16 protein-coding genes are annotated in these 15,899 nt (G+C 63.4%); 9 read left to right on the plus strand and 7 right to left on the minus strand.

Annotated elements, in window-relative coordinates:
- Nucleotides 1-4 precede the first annotated feature (4 nt).
- The 4 genes from PWM43_RS03755 (at nucleotide 5) to PWM43_RS03770 (ending at nucleotide 5,152) form a co-directional block, all read left to right on the plus strand.
- The gene (locus PWM43_RS03755; RefSeq protein WP_289841248.1) at nucleotides 5-1,303 is read left to right on the plus strand and encodes an RsmB/NOP family class I SAM-dependent RNA methyltransferase; all 1,299 of its coding nucleotides are present in this window, start codon (nucleotides 5-7) and stop codon (nucleotides 1,301-1,303) included.
- A gap of 116 nt (nucleotides 1,304-1,419) precedes the next feature.
- Nucleotides 1,420-2,118, plus strand: coding sequence for a ribulose-phosphate 3-epimerase (gene rpe, locus PWM43_RS03760; protein WP_289841249.1), 699 nt, complete (start codon nucleotides 1,420-1,422; stop codon nucleotides 2,116-2,118).
- Nucleotides 2,115-4,016: a heparinase II/III family protein gene (locus tag PWM43_RS03765; protein WP_289841250.1), complete on the plus strand. Its 1,902-nt coding sequence runs from the start codon at nucleotides 2,115-2,117 to the stop codon at nucleotides 4,014-4,016. The genes rpe and PWM43_RS03765 overlap by 4 nt, the downstream gene beginning before the upstream one ends.
- On the plus strand, nucleotides 4,013-5,152 hold the full coding sequence (locus PWM43_RS03770) for a glycosyltransferase family 4 protein (RefSeq protein ID WP_289841251.1): 1,140 nt from the start codon (nucleotides 4,013-4,015) through the stop codon (nucleotides 5,150-5,152). The genes PWM43_RS03765 and PWM43_RS03770 overlap by 4 nt, the downstream gene beginning before the upstream one ends.
- A gap of 1 nt (nucleotide 5,153) precedes the next feature.
- Here the strand turns inward: PWM43_RS03770 and PWM43_RS03775 are convergent, their stop codons facing one another.
- The 4 genes from PWM43_RS03775 to PWM43_RS03790 all read right to left on the minus strand — a co-directional run bounded on the left by PWM43_RS03775 (nucleotide 5,154) and on the right by PWM43_RS03790 (nucleotide 9,086).
- Nucleotides 5,154-5,771 (minus strand): response regulator transcription factor, encoded by a 618-nt coding sequence (locus tag PWM43_RS03775; RefSeq protein WP_289841252.1) that lies wholly within the window; start codon nucleotides 5,769-5,771, stop codon nucleotides 5,154-5,156.
- Nucleotides 5,771-6,850, minus strand: coding sequence for a sensor histidine kinase (locus PWM43_RS03780; protein ID WP_289841253.1), 1,080 nt, complete (start codon nucleotides 6,848-6,850; stop codon nucleotides 5,771-5,773). The genes PWM43_RS03775 and PWM43_RS03780 overlap by 1 nt, the downstream gene beginning before the upstream one ends.
- A 159-nt stretch (nucleotides 6,851-7,009) precedes the next feature.
- Entirely contained in the window at nucleotides 7,010-8,254 is a 1,245-nt protein-coding gene (gene tyrS, locus PWM43_RS03785; protein WP_289841254.1) for a tyrosine--tRNA ligase, read from the minus strand.
- A gap of 166 nt (nucleotides 8,255-8,420) precedes the next feature.
- Nucleotides 8,421-9,086, minus strand: coding sequence for an alpha/beta hydrolase (locus tag PWM43_RS03790; RefSeq protein WP_289841255.1), 666 nt, complete (start codon nucleotides 9,084-9,086; stop codon nucleotides 8,421-8,423).
- A gap of 495 nt (nucleotides 9,087-9,581) precedes the next feature.
- Between PWM43_RS03790 and PWM43_RS03795 the strand changes: the two genes are divergently transcribed.
- Genes PWM43_RS03795 through PWM43_RS03815 form a run of 5 tightly spaced genes read left to right on the plus strand, consistent with a single transcriptional unit; the run spans nucleotide 9,582 to nucleotide 13,931 of the window.
- The gene (locus PWM43_RS03795; protein ID WP_289841256.1) at nucleotides 9,582-10,673 is read left to right on the plus strand and encodes a cysteine desulfurase family protein; all 1,092 of its coding nucleotides are present in this window, start codon (nucleotides 9,582-9,584) and stop codon (nucleotides 10,671-10,673) included.
- Nucleotides 10,670-11,800: a cysteine desulfurase family protein gene (locus tag PWM43_RS03800; protein ID WP_289841257.1), complete on the plus strand. Its 1,131-nt coding sequence runs from the start codon at nucleotides 10,670-10,672 to the stop codon at nucleotides 11,798-11,800. The genes PWM43_RS03795 and PWM43_RS03800 overlap by 4 nt, the downstream gene beginning before the upstream one ends.
- A 23-nt stretch (nucleotides 11,801-11,823) precedes the next feature.
- Entirely contained in the window at nucleotides 11,824-12,138 is a 315-nt protein-coding gene (locus tag PWM43_RS03805) for a ferredoxin family 2Fe-2S iron-sulfur cluster binding protein (protein WP_289841258.1), read from the plus strand.
- 27 nt (nucleotides 12,139-12,165) lie between these two features.
- Entirely contained in the window at nucleotides 12,166-13,242 is a 1,077-nt protein-coding gene (gene mnmA / locus PWM43_RS03810; RefSeq protein WP_289841259.1) for a tRNA 2-thiouridine(34) synthase MnmA, read from the plus strand.
- A gap of 11 nt (nucleotides 13,243-13,253) precedes the next feature.
- Nucleotides 13,254-13,931 (plus strand): glutathione S-transferase family protein, encoded by a 678-nt coding sequence (locus PWM43_RS03815; RefSeq protein WP_289841260.1) that lies wholly within the window; start codon nucleotides 13,254-13,256, stop codon nucleotides 13,929-13,931.
- Nucleotides 13,932-13,937: 6 nt separating this feature from the next.
- Here PWM43_RS03815 and PWM43_RS03820 read toward each other — a convergent pair whose 3' ends face one another.
- From PWM43_RS03820 to PWM43_RS03830, 3 genes are read right to left on the minus strand one after another with little or no spacing between them, the layout of a single operon-like run.
- Nucleotides 13,938-14,315 carry a hypothetical protein gene (locus PWM43_RS03820; protein WP_289841261.1) on the minus strand — a complete coding sequence of 126 codons (378 nt, stop codon included), beginning with the start codon at nucleotides 14,313-14,315 and terminating at the stop codon, nucleotides 13,938-13,940.
- Complete coding sequence (locus PWM43_RS03825) at nucleotides 14,312-14,641, minus strand: rod-binding protein (protein ID WP_289841262.1); 330 nt, start codon at nucleotides 14,639-14,641, stop codon at nucleotides 14,312-14,314. The genes PWM43_RS03820 and PWM43_RS03825 overlap by 4 nt, the downstream gene beginning before the upstream one ends.
- Nucleotide 14,642: 1 nt before the next feature.
- Complete coding sequence (locus PWM43_RS03830) at nucleotides 14,643-15,764, minus strand: flagellar basal body P-ring protein FlgI (protein WP_289841263.1); 1,122 nt, start codon at nucleotides 15,762-15,764, stop codon at nucleotides 14,643-14,645.
- Nucleotides 15,765-15,899: the final 135 nt, after the last annotated feature.

The raw sequence follows: 15,899 nt of genomic DNA on the forward strand, positions 1-15,899 counted from the left end.
CAGAATGTCCACTCCCGTTTCTCATGGCTCCGCTTCGTCCCGCCGTTCTCCGCCTCGCACGGAGGCCGACCCCACGCGCGATCTCGCATTCGATATCCTGTGCGGTGTCGTGGAGCACCGGCGGATGCTGGAGACGACGCTCGACCGGAGCACGACGAGCGATCCCCGGGATCGGGCCAGCGCTCATCGCCTCGCGGCAACGGTCCTGCGTTATATGGGCAGCATGACGGAACTCCTCCAGCCGCTGCTGCGCCGGGAGCCGCCAGCGCCGGTGCGTTGCGCCCTGCTGATGGGTGTCGCGCAGCTTCGCCATCTCGGCACGCCTCCGCATGCCGCCGTCGGGACGATCGTCTCGCTTCTGCGCCGGCGTGGACTGACGCCTTTCGCGGGGCTGGCCAATGCCGTGCTGCGGCGCGTCGCGCGTGAGGGAGATACGCTGGCCGAAGGGCTGGATCAGGATCGTCTGGACGTGCCGCCCTGGCTCTGGTCCGCCTGGGGTGGACGCGCGCGCGCCATAGCGTCGGGGATGCATCGCGAGGCGCCGCTGGATCTGACCCTCCGTCCGGGCGCTGAGGTGCCGGACGGCGGCGTGGTCATGCCCAATGGAAGCGTGCGCTTTCCGGCTGGCACGCGCGTGACGGAGATTCCGGGGTTCGAGGAGGGGGCTTTCTGGGTGCAGGATGCCGCGGCGTCCATGCCCGCGCGTCTGCTGAACGCACAACCCGGCTGGCACGTGATCGATCTCTGCGCCGCGCCGGGGGGCAAGACGGCCCAGCTCGCTCTCGCGGGCGCGCAGGTCAGCGCCGTCGAGCGTGATGCCGGGCGCATGCGCCGCATGAGCGAAAACCTGGAGCGGCTGCGCATCGCGGGCGTGGAAGAGATCGTCGCCGACGCGCTGCAGTGGAAGCCCGCGAGTCCCGCCAACGCGGTTCTCCTGGATGCTCCATGCTCGGCCACGGGAACGCTGAGGCGTCATCCGGACGTGCTCTGGGTCAAGCGCCCGCGCGACGTCACGGCCCTGGCCCAGGGGCAGGATGCGCTGATCGACGCAGCCGCGAACATGCTCGCTCCAGGCGGTATTCTTCTATACGCCGTCTGTTCGCTTCAGGACGAGGAGGGGGCCGCCCGCGTGGAGGCCGCGCTGACGCGTGGATGGGAATTGCTGCCATTTGCCGAGGATGAATTCCAGGGGATGCCCATTGCGCGCACGCGCGAAGGCTATTTCCGGACTCATCCCGGCATGTGGCACGACGAGGGCGGCATGGATGGTTTTTTCGCGGCCCGTCTGAGGCGGAAGTCGTAAATTCGCGGCAGGTGGGAATCCGTTTTTCGCTTTCCGGCGAGAAAACCTGTCAGAAGTCTGTGCATATTGGAAACATGGGTTGAATTTCTGCCATAAATCGAAGTTAACATAGCATCATGCCGATGTTGACGCGCCCCCTGATCGCCCCGAGTATTTTATCCGCCGACTTCGCCCGGATGGGCGAGGAAGTCATCGCCGCGACGGAGGCGGGCGCTGACTGGCTTCATCTCGACGTGATGGACGGCCATTTCGTGCCGAACATGACGTTCGGACCGGGCATGGTGGCCGCCATCCGGAAACATACGGCGATCCCGCTCGACGTTCATCTGATGATCGATCCGACGGACCCCTTCATAGAGGCCTTCGCCAAAGCGGGCGCGGACCATATTCATGTGCATGTCGAGGGCAACCCGCATGTGCATCGCTCCCTGCAAACCATCCGTGCGCTGGGCAAGAAGGCGGGAATCGCGATCTGTCCGGCGACTCCGACCGACATGCTTCAATATGTGATGGACCTCGTGGACATCATCCTGGTGATGACCGTCAATCCGGGCTTCGGTGGCCAGAAATTTCTTGAGAGCCAGGTGCCCAAGATCCGCATGCTGCGTGAAATGGCCGACATGACGGGCCGCGATATCCGTATTGGTGTGGATGGCGGGATCGATGCACATACGGCGCCCGTCGCCATGGCGGCCGGTGCGGATATGCTGGTCGCGGGCACGGCGGTCTACGGCCAGAAGGATTATGCGGCGGCGATCGCCGGTCTTCGGCATGCTCCCGGATCGGAGAGCCAACCCGCTTCTCCTGCTTCATGATCCGTCAATGGGCCCGGGATGCCAAGCTTTCCATCGCGCGGTTGCCGGGCCTTTCCCGCGCACCCGAGGCACCGGCCAACCTGCTTCGCGATCTCTGGCCCGGAGACGCGACCATTGGCGCCCGGTTGCTCTCGGGTCGCTTCCGTTTCGATTTTCGCGACTATGTTCTCGATACCGCCAACTGGGAGCAGCCGGGTCTGCCGGATCCGGTGCGCCAATGGTTGCACGGTTTTACCTGGCTGCGCGATCTGAGGGCGCTTGGAAGCGACGAGGCGCGGCTGGGCGCGCGTGCCATCGTCGATAGCTGGCTCGATCACCCTGCTACCGACCCGCTCGTCGCGGACGCTGCGACGACGGGCGCCCGACTTGGCGCGTGGACAGGTCAATACGATTTTTTCGCGGCGTCGGCGGATATCAGTTTCCGACGACGTCTCATGGATCGGCTCCTGCTCGAAGCGCGGACCATTTCCGCTCTGCTGCCGCTGCCCGCACAGGGATGGCGCGGCCTGTCGGCGTTGAAGGGCCTGCTTGCAGCCGCGGTCTCGATCCCGTCCCAGCGCGGATTTTTCACGCGTTACCTGCGATATCTGGAACCGGAAATCGAGCGTATCCTGCTGTCCGACGGATGCCTCGTCGAGCGCAGCCCGGAAGCGCAGTTGCAGGCGGCGCGTGAACTTGCCGAAATGAGCGCCATCCTGCGCATGGCGCAGATGCCGCTTCCACCGGTTCTGGTGACCGGACTCGCGCGGGTCTGTCCGGTGCTGCGGGCCATGCGTCATGCCGATGGCGGACTGATGCTGTTCAATGGCGCGAATGCGCATGCGTCGAGTTTCATCGACACGGTGCTGCAATACGGTGCCCGCCAGCGGCTTCTCGCGCCGAGTCTGGCGGATGGGCGTTTTTTTCGTCTGACTGCCGGAAAGTCGTTGCTGATGGCCGATGGAGGCGTTCCGGCGCCCGCGGGTTTTGACGGGCAGGCTCATGGTGGCCCGCTTTCTTTCGAATTCTCCCATGGCCGTCACCGGATCTTCGTGAACTGCGGAAGTGCTTCGACAGGGGCGTGGGAACGCGCCCTGAGAGGGACGGCGGCTCACACGACGATGGTGCTCGACGGGCGATCCTGTGTCGATTTCTCCTCGAATGGCGGCCTGTCCAGGCGTCCCGCCCACGTCAAGGCGAAGCACGAAACACATGATGGTTCGCACTGGCTCGAAATGTCGCATGACGGCTACAGAGCGACGCTCGGCGCGGACTGGCAACGACGCCTCTACCTCTCCGATGACGGTTTCAGCCTGCGGGGCGAGGAAACGGTGTCCTGCGAACGCGTCGTGCCCTTCGCGCTGCGTTTTCACCTTCATCCCGATGTCGAGGCGCGCCTTTCCGACGAGGGGGATGAGGTTCTTCTTGACGTCGGTGGCCTGTCCTGGCGGTTCCGTCAGGAGGGGGGAACGCTTGCGCTCGAACCGGGCGTCTATGTGGGAAACGGCGAGATCGAGGCCACGCTTCAGATCGTTGTGACCAATCCCCGTCCGAGAGCTGTCGTCGAGATGTCCCGGCCCGAGGTTGCCCGGTCCGAGGCTGCCGGGCCCGAGGCTGCCCCGCGCGTGACTACCGAGTCCGTGACAGCGATGGAAGAGGCTCCGAGCTCGATCCCGGTTGCGGAAACAGTTCCGGTCGCGGTTCCCGAACTGTCGGAAACCGAACCTCCCGATCGGGCCGTCGAGGGGGTGGCGCAAGAGGCCGCGCCTGTTTCCGAAGTCTCTTCCCAGGACATGAAAAACGCCGCTCCCGTCATGCAACCGACGGAAGCGGGAGCAGGCAAGCCTCCGGCGGACGGCACGCGCGAAGCGCCGTTCCGCTGTGTGGTTCAATGGCTTGCGGAGCGTCTGCCGGTATGAGACGTCGCAGGACGGGCACGGCGAAAATTCTCGAAGTGACCAATGTCGATTTTTCGATGCGACAGTTCCTCCTGCCGCTCATGGTCGCTTTGAGGGACGCCGGATGCACCGTCGTCGGCGCCTGCGCCGACGGGCCGGATCTGGCGGTCGTCCGGCAGGCCGGCTTTCGTGTGGAAGCCCTGCCTTTCCAGCGGTCTCTGGCCCCCTTGGCGCAATGGCGTGCCTTTCTGGCCGTGCGGTGTCTGATCAGGCGTGAACGACCGGATATCGTGCATGCCCATATGCCGATCAGCGGCCTGTTGACCCGCTTTGCCGCCTGGAGTTGCGGCGTGCCGGTCGTCGCCTATACGTGCCACGGTTTTCTGTTCAACCAGCCGGGCTCCTGGCGCCGTCGGGCGCTGTCTTTCGTCCTGGAGTGGCTGGCCGGAAAAGTGACGGATCTCTACATGACCGTCTCGCGCGCGGAGGCGGACGATGCGCGGCGCTGGCATATTCATCCAGCCCCCTTTGCCGTCGGCAACGGGCGTGACAGTGACGTGTTCCGTCCGGATGCTGCCCTGCGAAATGCCGTCCGGTCCACGATGGGTGTTGATGCGGCGCGGGTCGTCGTCATCGCCGTGTCGCGGATTGTCCGGCATAAAGGCTTTCCCGAGCTTCTGCGCGCGATGGACCAGGTGCCGGATGTCGAACTCTGGATCGTGGGTGAGAGGCTGGCCTCCGATCACGGCGATGACATGTCCGGGGAATTCGCGCGCGCGCGTGAGCGTCTGGGCGATCGGCTTCGACTGCTGGGTCGGCGGGATGACGTCGCCGCTCTCATGGCGGCAGCTGATATTTTTGTTCTTCCGAGCCATTTCGAGGGGCTGCCGATGTCGGTCATCGAGGCCATGCTCTGTGGCCTGCCTGTCGTGACGACCGATATTCGCGGGCCGCGCGAGCAGATCATCGACGGCGATACCGGCTTTCTCGTGCCCCCAGGCCTGGCCATGCCGCTTGCGCGCGCCATCGAGCGACTGGCGCGGAATACCGAATTGCGCAGGGCCATGGGAGATGCCGCACGTCTGCGCGCCTGCGCTCTTTACGACAGCCGGGCCGTCAACCGGCAGACCGTCGCGCTCCTTTTGGGCACGGACTGAGTCAGAGCCACCCGTTCTGACGGGCGATACGTCCGGCCTCGATGCGGTTGCGCGCGCCGAGTTTCTGGACGGCCTCAGAGAAATAATTGCGCACCGTGCCGGGCGACAGCGCCAGGGCATCCGCGATTTCCTGATTGCTGCGACCGGCTTCGGCCAGCCGCAGCATTTCGCGATCGCGATCCGTAAGGGGGTCCGAAGCCGCCTCCCAGACGGATTCGGCCAGTTCGCGCGCGATGGCGCGCCCCCCCGATGCGACCTTGCGGATCGCGTCCGCGAGGTGGGTGATCGGTGCGTCCTTGAGCAGATACCCCTTGACCCCCGCATCGAGCGCGCGTTTGAGGTAGCCCGCGCGGCTGAAGGTTGTGACGATCATGACGCGCGTCGGCGAGCGTTCCGCCCGCAGCGCCACGGCGACATCGATGCCGCTCATGCCGGGCATTTCGATATCGGTGAGCAGCACGTCCGGTTTCGTGGCGCGGACCTGGGCCAGAGCGTCCGTGCCATTGGGAGCGTGGCTTATGACGTCGATGTCCGTCTCGAGCGCGAGCAGGGCGCCGATGGCGTCACGCAGCATGGCCTGATCTTCGGCGATCACAACGCGTATGGTCTGGGTAGTCATCACGATGCCTTCAATGTTGCGGTCACACGCAGTCCTTTTGTGCCGTGTCGTATGTCGAGCATGCCACCGGCTGCGGCCAGACGGCTGCGCATGCCGCGCAGGCCCGTACCCTCCGCGATCGAGGGACGTCGGGCGAATGGGATATCAGCCTGCCCGTCGTCTTCCACCGCCATCATGGCCACGCCCGTTTTGTCGGTAAACAGGTGAATATAACAGTTCGCCGCGCCCGAATGCCGGATGACATTCGTGACGGCTTCGCGCAACGCCATCGCCAGAACCCCGTCCTGGGAAGGACTGATGCCATCGGCGGAGCCCTCGTTATGCAAGGCGATCCCGGCACTCGCCAGTGCGCTGCGGGCCCGCTCGACTTCATGCGGCAGGGACGCGCCGTGCATGCCGCGAACGGCGGCCCGGACCTCGCGCAGGGCCTGTCGCGCCGTCTCCGCGATTTCATGAACTTCCGTCTGGGCGCGCTCGGGATGGGTCGGCGCGATCCGCTCGGCCAGTTCCGCCTTGACGGCGATCACGGTCAGCGAGTGGCCAAGCAGATCGTGGATATCGCGTGCGATGCGTTCGCGTTCATTGCTCGCCGCGAGGGCGCGGACTTCCCCCTGCGCTTCGAGAAGCTGCGCATGGCGCACGGCCAGATCGTTCATGAGCGACGTGCCCATGAAGGACGCGAAGCCGAATGTGGCTCCGAAAACGATGTCGGGCCAGTGACGTCCGCTCAGCCAGCAGAAGATCGCCAGTGCGAGGAGGAGGAAACCGAAGGCGGCCTGGGCGCGACGTCGTGGCGTGGTTCCGGCAATGGTTGCAGCGGCATAGATGAAGATGACCGGCCAGATCGCGTGAAACGGCGACATGGCAAAGGCGATCGCCGCGATCGCGACGCCCTGCCACAAGCGCGGGCGCAGCGGATTATGCGAGAAATACAGCGCCAGGAAGGAGATGAGGCCAGCCAGCGAGCCGACCACATCGATCGTGTGGACACCGTCGAAAAACCACGGAATCGGATAGATCACGAGATAGACGAGATGGGCGATCCGGTACCGCAGACTGCCAAGCCGCGCGCGGTCCATGCCGGAGGTGATCCTGTTCACCTCATGGGGTGGATTGCCTTCCGGGATGGCCGCCGTCGTGTTCAGGGCTTCCGTTCCTTGTGAGGTGCTGGTCCCGAATGGACCACCACGTCGCCCGCCACGCCAGTGAGGGCGATCATGCGGAACGACTGACAGCCGTCATGCGGGCTCTGCAAGTACATGATGCTTGCGACCCGAGGAGAGCTTGATCACACCGTCGATCACCGACTCGTTCGAGATGATGGCGTTTTCGTCCGCGACCACCACATCGTTGACGCGGGCGCCACCGCCGCGGATGAGGCGGCGGGCCTCACCGTTGCTCGCGGCCAGCCCCGCTTCGGCGAACAGACGAAAAGCGGGCACACCGTCCTCGACAAGGGCTCGCGCGATGGAACGGCGCGGCAGATCGGCGGCGAGCGCACCCTGCTCGAACGTGCGACGCGCGGTCTCCGCGGCGTCCTCGGCGGCGGCGCGACCGTGGCAGATCGCCGTGGCTTCGGTGGCCAGGATTTTCTTCGCTTCGTTGATTTCGGCACCTTCCAGACTGCCGAGACGCGCGCATTCCTCGACGGGAAGCTCCGTGAACAGCTTGAGGAAGCGACCCACATCCGCATCTTCGGTATTGCGCCAGAACTGCCAGTATTCGAACACGGACAGGCGCTCGGCGGAGACCCATGTCGCGCCATTGGCGGACTTGCCCATCTTGGCGCCCGAGGCGGTCGTCAGGAGCGGCGTGGTGAGGCCGAAAACCTGCTTGCCATCCGTGCGGCGCACGAGGTCGATGCCTGCGACGATATTGCCCCACTGATCCGAACCGCCCATCTGCAGCGTCACGCCGTGGCGGCGGTTCAGTTCGCGGAAATCATAGGATTGCAGAATGGAGTAGTTGAACTCCAGGAAGGTCAGTCCCTGTTCGCGCTCGAGGCGCTGCTTGACGCTGTCGAAGGAGAGCATGCGCGCGACGGAGAAATGAACGCCGACATCCTGAAGGAGATCGATGTAGGAAAGTCTGTCCAGCCAGTCGGCATTGTTGGCGAGCATCGCGTCGGAGGGTTCGTTTCCGAAAGAGAGAAACTGGCGCAGGCTGCCCTCGATGCCGCTCAGGTTATGAGCGAGTTTTTCAGGACTGAGCATCGAGCGGGCTTCGTCACGGAAAGACGGGTCGCCGATCCTGGCCGTGCCGCCGCCCATCAGGGCGACCGGGCGATGGCCGTGGCGCTGGAGCATGCGCAGAGCCATGAGGGAGAGCGCGTTGCCCACATGCAGGGAGTCCGCTGTGGGATCAAAGCCGATGTAAGCCGTGATGGGACCCGCCAGCATGGCTTCGTCCAGTGCTTCGAGGTCAGTGCACTGGAAAATGAAGCCGCGCGCCTGGGCGTCGCGGAGAAAGGCGCTCTTGGGCATGTCTCGGGGGTCCGTCAGTCTCTTGCTGGGCATGAATGGATCATGGCGGTCCTACCATGGGCGGCGAGCATGGAGAACACTTCTGTCGGAAAAAGCGGCGAAATGAAGAAGGGCGGGGCTTCCGGAAGTAGCCGCGCCCCTGGAGAGCGTGTCGAGGTGGCGACGGTCAGTCCGCAGCCAGCGCCAGGGACTTCCGCGCCATCATCGTGGTCACGTGATCCTCGAGAGCCTCTCCCACCTGATCGGCCTGACGGGCGAAGATATGATCCGCGTCGTCGAAAACGCGATAATCGACCGTCACGTTCTTCTGCGTGTTCAGCTTGTCGACCAGCTTGCGGATGCCTGGCTCGGGAGCCAGTTCGTCCTTTCCGCCGGCAATCATGAGACCGCCGCACGGACATGGCGCGAGAAAGCCGAAATCATAATCGTTGGCGGGAGGAGCCACACTGATCCACCCGCTGACTTCAGGTCGGCGCATGAGAAGCTGCATGCCGACGAACGCGCCGAAGGAATACCCAGCGATCCAGATCGTGCTGGAGTTGGGATTGATCATCTGCATCCAGTCGAGCGCGGCCGCGGCGTCGGAAATTTCCCCGATGCCACCGTCATAACGTCCCTGGCTGCGACCCACGCCGCGCGAATTGTATCGCATCACGGAGAAGCCGAGCTTCTCGAAGCTGCGATACATCGTGTAGGTGATACGATTGTTCATCGTGCCGCCATGCAGCGGATGGGGATGCAGGATCAGAGCAAGCGGCGCATTGGGCTCGTCCGAATGATGATAACGTCCCTCCAGCCGGCCGTCCGGGCCGGCGAACATGACTTCTGGCATTCAATGACTTTCCACAATCGTCTGACGCCGCCTTGTGGCATGGCGGCGCAGTGTTAAAATACCGCAGCCCGGAAAATGATGCCCCATCTCCGGACCGGATGAAAACGGATGCTGCGTTGTCGGACGATCCGTTCAGTAGTCGTCGGAATTCAGGACCGAAATTGGGCGTCCGGGAGCGGCGCTTCGGCACTGCCGGGCGAGGCGGGGTGGAGCGCTGACACAGGCATAGAGGCTTACTCCTTGATCCTGGCTGGCGGCTCCGGCATGTCGCAGGTCCCGCCTGACGGCTTTCACATGGTCCCGCTAATGCCCCACATGGGACGCGGGACTGTTCCGACCGTCTTTCCGTTGGGGCCGTGTATAACGGTCGGGACAAGAGAAAAGCCACATGAATCGTCACAAACCGATCGCAGATTGGTATTTTTGTGAATTTACCTTGTATTTTCGGTGTCATCCGCTTGTCACAAGTGCCCGCTGTCACGAGTTGGAGACTCCATGACCGTCTATCTTGATGCCAACGCTACCGAACCTCCGAGGCCCGCAGCACTTGAAGCGCTGACCGAGGTTGCGCGTCTAACGGGAAACCCGTCCTCGGTTCATGCTTTCGGGCGCGAGGGCCGCCGCGTGCTGGAAACCGCCCGACGAAGTCTTGCCGAGCCGTTCGGCACCCACGCCGAGCAGGTGATTTTCACGTCTGGGGGGACCGAAGCAGATGCGCTGGCCGTGCATGGTTTTGGTCATGGCCGTCGCCTGCTGGTTGGCGCGACCGAACATGACGCCGTGCTCCAGGCGCGACCCGAGCGCGATATATTGCCCGTTCACGCCGATGGCACCCTGGATCTGGCGGCTCTGGAGCGGGCCCTGGCAGGAGACAGCCCTGCGATGGTCTGCGCGATGGCGGCCAATAACGAGACGGGCGTTCTGCATCCCCTGCACGACATCGCGGCTCTGTGCCGAAAAGCCGGTGCCTGGCTGCATGTCGATGCGGTGCAGGCGCCCGGGCGTCTGGCGCTCGATTTTGCGGCGTCTGGCGCGGACAGCATGGCGATCTCGGGTCATAAGTTTGGCGGCGTTAAAGGGGCGGGAGCGTTGCTGCTGAGGGGGCCGTCGCGCGTCGAACCGTTGATGGTCGGGGGAGGGCAGGAGCGCGGTCGCCGTGGCGGCACGCCCGCATTGCCGGCCATAGCCGCCATGACGGCCGCCCTGACGGAGGCGCTGGGCGATGACGTCCGGCGTATCGCCGTTCTGCGCGACCGCCTTGAGAACGACGCGCGGGCGGCGGGAGCCATGGTGGTCGGAGACAGAGCCTCGCGCCTCGGAAATACGACGTGTCTCGTGCTTGCGGGCGTATCGGCGCAGACCCAGCTTATGACGCTCGATCTCGATGGCATCGCGGTCTCGGCGGGGTCTGCCTGTTCTTCGGGCAAGGTTTCGGCCTCCCATGTTCTCAGAGCGATGGGATACGGGCCGGAGGCGGGACAGGCGATCCGGGTCTCTCTGCCCTGGAACGTCGCCGAAGGGGACGTTGAGGCTTTCCTGTCTGCCTATCAGCGGATGACCGCACGATTGGGAAGGCGCGATCCATGATCTATCTCGACAATCAGGCGACGACACGCTGCGATCCGCGTGTCGTCGAGGCGATGCTTCCATATTTCTCCGAGATGTTCGGCAATCCGCACAGCGCGGAACACGCGGCCGGTCAGGCCGCCGCGGCGGCCGTGGAGACCGCGCGGGAACAGGTGGCGGCACTCCTGGAGGCCGATGCGCGGGAGATCGTCTTCACATCGGGGGCCACGGAAGCCAACAACATCGCCATCAAGGGTGGCGTCCGTCACAGGCTGAGGCAGGGCGATGCGGCGCGACGGGTCATAACGACCGCCACGGAGCATAAATGCGTGCTCGAATCCGTCCTGTCCCTGCGGGCGGAAGGCTGTGAGCCGGTCATTCTTCCCGTCGAGCATGACGGTCGCCTCAATCCGGCGAAGCTGGAAGCCGCGTTGCAGGTGCCGACCCTGCTCGTCAGCATCATGGGGGCCAATAACGAAACGGGGGTTCTACAGGACCTCGCGACGCTGGCGCCCATGGTTCGCCGTCACGGTGCCCTGATGCACAGTGATCTTGCCCAGATCGCGGGAAAACTGCCGGTGTCGGTCGCCAGTCTCGATCTCGCCTCCGTGTCCGGTCACAAGATGTATGGCCCCAAGGGGATCGGCGCTCTTTACGTGAGGCGCCGTCCTCGGGTCCGGCTCGAGCCGCTTTTTTCCGGGGGCGGACAGGAGCGGGGCGTGCGGTCGGGCACTTTGCCGACCGCTCTTGTGGTGGGGCTGGGTCGCGCCTGTGCGATCGCAATGGCGGAACTGTCCGAGGAAGCGCGGCGGTCCGCCGCCCTGCGGGATCGGCTCTGGGACGCATTGCAGGCCATGGATGGCAGGATATGCCGGAACGGGTCGTCCGAGCACGTCCTGCCGGGCGCGCTGAACCTGTGTTTCGGGCCTGGACGGCGCGCTCAGGATCTGATGGGCGCATTGCCCGAACTGGCGGTGTCCACGGGCTCGGCCTGTTCGTCGGCGGAGGTGGTGCCATCCTACGTCCTGACGGCGATGGGCCTGACCGAAGATGAGGCGTCGAGAAGCTTGCGTCTCTCGGTGGGACGCTTTACGTCGGGCCCGCAAATAGAACAGGCCGCCGCGATGTTCCGGCGCGCTTTGTCATAGCCATTTTTCCAGGACAGAACCACATGCCTCACATGACCTTTATCGAGCGGGACGGCACGAAGCGCGAAGTGGACGCGCCCGTCGGACTCTCCGTGCTCGAAATCGCGCATAAGCATGACATTGATCTCGAAGGTGCGTGCGAGGGGTCCCTAGCATGCGCTACGTGCCATGTGATCGTCGATCCCGAATGGGCGGGACGTCTCTCCGCGCCGACCGACGATGAGGAAGACATGCTCGATCTGGCGTTCGGACTTGAAAAGACCTCCCGTCTCGGCTGTCAGATTGTTATGACGGATGGTCTCGACGGCCTGACTGTCCGTCTGCCGAAGGTCGGCTGATCGTCACGCACCGCGTGCGGGGTATCCATGCGTATTCTTGTCGCCATGTCAGGGGGAGTCGACAGTTCGGTCGTCGCCGGACTGCTCAAGCACGAAGGCCATGAGGTCATCGGTGCGACGCTCCAGCTTTATGATCACGGCCAGACCGCCAAGGCGGGAGCCTGCTGCGCGGGTCGCGATATCATGGATGCGCGCGCGGTCGCCGACCAGCTCGATATTCCCCATTATGTCGTCGATGCCGAGGAACGGTTCCGGTCCAGCGTCATCGACCAGTTCGCGGAAAGCTACGCGCGCGGCGAGACCCCCGTGCCCTGTGTGGCCTGCAATCAGGGCGTGAAATTTACCGATCTGCTCGGCATGGCGCGTGATCTTGGTTGCGAGGCCATGGCGACGGGCCATTATGTGCGACGCGTGGAAACCGCTACGGGTGCGGAACTGCATCGCCCGGCGGACGTCGATCGCGATCAGTCGTGGTTTCTGTTCGCGACCACGCAGGATCAGCTGGATTTTCTGCGTTTCCCGCTGGGAGGGATGCCGGACAAGGCCGTCGTGAGAGCCCAGGCGGACGCCATGGGGCTTGCGATCGCCGCCAAACCCGACAGCCAGGATATCTGTTTCGTCCCCAATGGGTCTTACGCCGATATCGTGGCGCGGATGAAGCCGGAGACACGCGAGCCGGGCGAAATTGTCGATGAGCAAGGGCGTGTTCTTGGCCGTCACGACGGCATCGCGCGCTATACGGTCGGGCAAAGCAAGAGGCTCGGCGATATCAATACGCAGTCTGCGAACGGCGTGCGCCAGATGGTTACGGGCATCGACGCGCCTTCGCGCCGCATTATCGTCGGACCGCGCCAGGGCAGTGGGCGCACGATTTTCGGGTTGCGGAATATGAACTGGCTTTTCGACGTGCCGCCTGATGGCGTGGAATGCTCCGTTCAGATCCGCGCCAGGGAAACGCCGCGCGCGGCCATGGTCAGGCGGGATGGCGACGGCGCTCAGGTGACGCTATTGGAACCCGCCATGCCGGCACCTGGACAGGCATGTGTTCTGTATCAGGGCAGCCGGGTTCTGGGTGGTGGGTTTATAAGGCGCGAACGCATTTGAGGAGTGCATCCATGGCGGATGTTCATGATGGGCGGCTGGTGATCGGCACGCGTCGTTATTCGTCCTGGTCGTTGCGGGGCTGGCTTGCCGTACGCCTTGCGGGGCTGAATGTGGTCGATCAGGTCGTGCCACTGCGCGGAGGGGGCCAGACTTTCGAGCTTCGTGAGATTTCTCCCAATGGCCTCGTTCCTTATCTCGAACATAAGGAAGCGAGAATTTGGGAAAGTCTGGCCATCTGCGAATACTGTGCGGAAATCTCACCCGCACTTTGGCCTGAAAACCGCCTCGCCCGGGCCTGGGCGCGAAGCATCAGTGCCCAGATGCATGGTGGGTTTCCGGCTCTGCGTCAGGCCTTGCCCATGAATCTCGGCCGCAGGATGCGTCCTCGCGCAGACGGACTTTCCGAAGACGTGCAGGCCGATATCGCAGCGCTTCTCGATGTCTGGGAACGAACTCTGGACGCATTTTCCGGTCAGGGTCCGTATTTGTTCGGCCCCGAGATGGGTATCGCCGATGCGATGTTCGCCCCTATCGCGACACGTTTTTATAGCTACGGAGTCGAACTTACGGATGCGACGCAAGCTTATAGCAACGCGGTTCGCGCGCATCCCCTGATGAAGGAATGGGCGCGGCTCGCGGAGGCAGAGCCTCAGGCATGGCAGCTTGAACGCTACGAGTCTCTGAGCTGAGACGTCTCACGTCTCGGCTGAAATGACGACAGGAGCCAGTCTCTGAACGGTCGCATAGCTGCCGCTGCGACCATAGCAGCTCTGCTCATTCGGTTCCTGCGGTATGGTCAGGAGACGAATGACATTTTCCTGCGCCTTGATCGCCAGTTGAAGCAAAGTCGCGTTTTTCCCGGATAATTCACGCACTTTTATGAGTGACTGGCGGAGGGTTTCGTCCGCATCGGACGCGTCCAGACGCATCTCCGCGAGTCGTGCCGCCACCAGTTTTTTGACGGGCAGCATGGCGATGGCGTCATGGGGGCGGCAGGCCTCTAATGCCAGATTTTCGGCCTCGATCAGCGTTGTCAGCTCATTGAGAGTCTTGAGCAATGCGTCCTGAGTCATTTCTTTTCCTGCAGTTCGAGCATCTTTTGATAAATGGCCGGGGCTAGTCCCAGGCCGCCTGCCTTTTGCATGTTCTTCGCGAATTCGTTGATCAGCATCGGCTTGAACTGTTTTTCGCCGATGCCTCCGCCGAAAACGCCGCCATTTGCATCGCCTTCGGTCTCGAACATGGGAGAAAGCATTTCGTTGATGGCCATCGCCTCAAAATCCTGCGCCGCCTTCCAGGTTTTTTCTTTCCTGGCATCACTCACCGATGATGAGCTTGCTGTAAGCGAAGAGGTCGGACTATTGGCCTGCGGGATATGGGTGGGGCGGATTGAGGTCATGTCATCGCATCTCCAGGTCGGCCTGCAACGCGCCGTCTGCTTTGATGGCTTGCAGGATACTGATCATGTCACGCGGGCTGACGCCGAGGGCATTGAGGCCACTCACCAGATCTCGCAGGGTCGCTCCACCATTGAGCATGGCGAGATGGTGATCCTTGTCGATACTGACATTCAGATTGGTTCGCGGCACCACGGCGGTCTGACCGCCGGAGAATGGGCCGGGCTGCGCCACCAGCGGCGTTTCCGTGACCTGTACCGTCAGGTTGCCCTGGGCGACGGCGACCGTGCTGATACGCACGTCCGCGCCCATGATGATCGTGCCGCTCGCTTCGTCCACGACAACCTTGGCGGGCGTATCCGGCTGAACCAGAAGGTCGCCGATCCGGGAGAGCGTCTGTACCGGATCGCGTCCTTCAAGGTTGATAAGGATCGTGCGTGGATTTTCGACGGTTGCGATGGGACCGACATGTTGAGCGATCGCCGCCGCGATGCGTGAGGCGGTTGTAAGGTCGGGATTGCGCAAACTCATATGAATGTGTGTGCGGGCTCCCATATCGAAGGGAACTTCACGTTCGACAATCGCGCCATTGGCGATATGGCCGCTCGTCGGCACATTGCGAACCATGGTCGCCGCTTCGCCGCGCACGGAAAACGCGTTTGTCGCCAGAGAGCCCTGCGCTACGGCATAGACCTCGCCATCCGCCGCCATGAGCGGGGTGACGAGAAGGGTGCCTCCCGTCAGCGATGAGGCATCTCCCGCCGCTGATACCGTGACATCGATTCGATTTCCGCCATGCGAAAATGCCGGGAGATCGGCTGTCACCATGACGGCCGCGACGTCATGGGTTTGAAGCTGGGTTTCGCGATCGCGGATATTCACGCCCAGGCGATTGAGCATGCTGATCAGCGTTTCCCGTGTGAAAATCGAGTTCGTCAGACGATCGCCGGTCCCGTAGAGACCGACGACGAGACCGTAACCGATCAACTGGTTGGCGCGAACGCCTTCGGTATCGGTGATGTCCTTGATACGGACGGTCGCCCCCTGCGCCGCCGCAGTCGTGACAACGACGGTCACGACCCAGGAAAGGATGATCCGCCTGAAGATACGAAAGGATCTCGACATGGGTGGATGTGGGGCTTCCGGCGAAGGATCAGGGGGAGGACCGTCCCCCGCGGATTAAGTCTGTGATCGCCAGAATGAGCCTCAAAAATGAAAAATTCGCTAATCCGCCATGGGATTGGCAGGTTTTGAGCGGCG

Source organism: Brytella acorum, from assembly GCF_029309905.1.
In the GTDB taxonomy this organism is placed as follows: Bacteria; Pseudomonadota; Alphaproteobacteria; order Acetobacterales; family Acetobacteraceae; genus Brytella; species Brytella acorum.

What these genes read in the sequence shown, in the direction of transcription:
- tyrS (WP_289841254.1), bottom strand. Translation starts at nt 8,254, where the DNA reads ATGCCCAAGAGCGCCTTTCTCCGCGACGCCCAGGCGCGCGGCTTCATT.
- PWM43_RS03770 (WP_289841251.1), top strand. Translation starts at nt 4,013, where the DNA reads ATGAGACGTCGCAGGACGGGCACGGCGAAAATTCTCGAAGTGACCAAT.
- PWM43_RS03805 (WP_289841258.1), top strand. Translation starts at nt 11,824, where the DNA reads ATGCCTCACATGACCTTTATCGAGCGGGACGGCACGAAGCGCGAAGTG.
- PWM43_RS03830 (WP_289841263.1), bottom strand. Translation starts at nt 15,764, where the DNA reads ATGTCGAGATCCTTTCGTATCTTCAGGCGGATCATCCTTTCCTGGGTC.
- PWM43_RS03815 (WP_289841260.1), top strand. Translation starts at nt 13,254, where the DNA reads ATGGCGGATGTTCATGATGGGCGGCTGGTGATCGGCACGCGTCGTTAT.
- PWM43_RS03790 (WP_289841255.1), bottom strand. Translation starts at nt 9,086, where the DNA reads ATGCCAGAAGTCATGTTCGCCGGCCCGGACGGCCGGCTGGAGGGACGT.
- PWM43_RS03820 (WP_289841261.1), bottom strand. Translation starts at nt 14,315, where the DNA reads ATGACTCAGGACGCATTGCTCAAGACTCTCAATGAGCTGACAACGCTG.
- PWM43_RS03795 (WP_289841256.1), top strand. Translation starts at nt 9,582, where the DNA reads ATGACCGTCTATCTTGATGCCAACGCTACCGAACCTCCGAGGCCCGCA.
- PWM43_RS03755 (WP_289841248.1), top strand. Translation starts at nt 5, where the DNA reads ATGTCCACTCCCGTTTCTCATGGCTCCGCTTCGTCCCGCCGTTCTCCG.
- PWM43_RS03825 (WP_289841262.1), bottom strand. Translation starts at nt 14,641, where the DNA reads ATGACCTCAATCCGCCCCACCCATATCCCGCAGGCCAATAGTCCGACC.
- PWM43_RS03775 (WP_289841252.1), bottom strand. Translation starts at nt 5,771, where the DNA reads ATGACTACCCAGACCATACGCGTTGTGATCGCCGAAGATCAGGCCATG.
- rpe (WP_289841249.1), top strand. Translation starts at nt 1,420, where the DNA reads ATGCCGATGTTGACGCGCCCCCTGATCGCCCCGAGTATTTTATCCGCC.
- PWM43_RS03800 (WP_289841257.1), top strand. Translation starts at nt 10,670, where the DNA reads ATGATCTATCTCGACAATCAGGCGACGACACGCTGCGATCCGCGTGTC.
- PWM43_RS03780 (WP_289841253.1), bottom strand. Translation starts at nt 6,850, where the DNA reads ATGGACCGCGCGCGGCTTGGCAGTCTGCGGTACCGGATCGCCCATCTC.
- mnmA (WP_289841259.1), top strand. Translation starts at nt 12,166, where the DNA reads ATGCGTATTCTTGTCGCCATGTCAGGGGGAGTCGACAGTTCGGTCGTC.
- PWM43_RS03765 (WP_289841250.1), top strand. Translation starts at nt 2,115, where the DNA reads ATGATCCGTCAATGGGCCCGGGATGCCAAGCTTTCCATCGCGCGGTTG.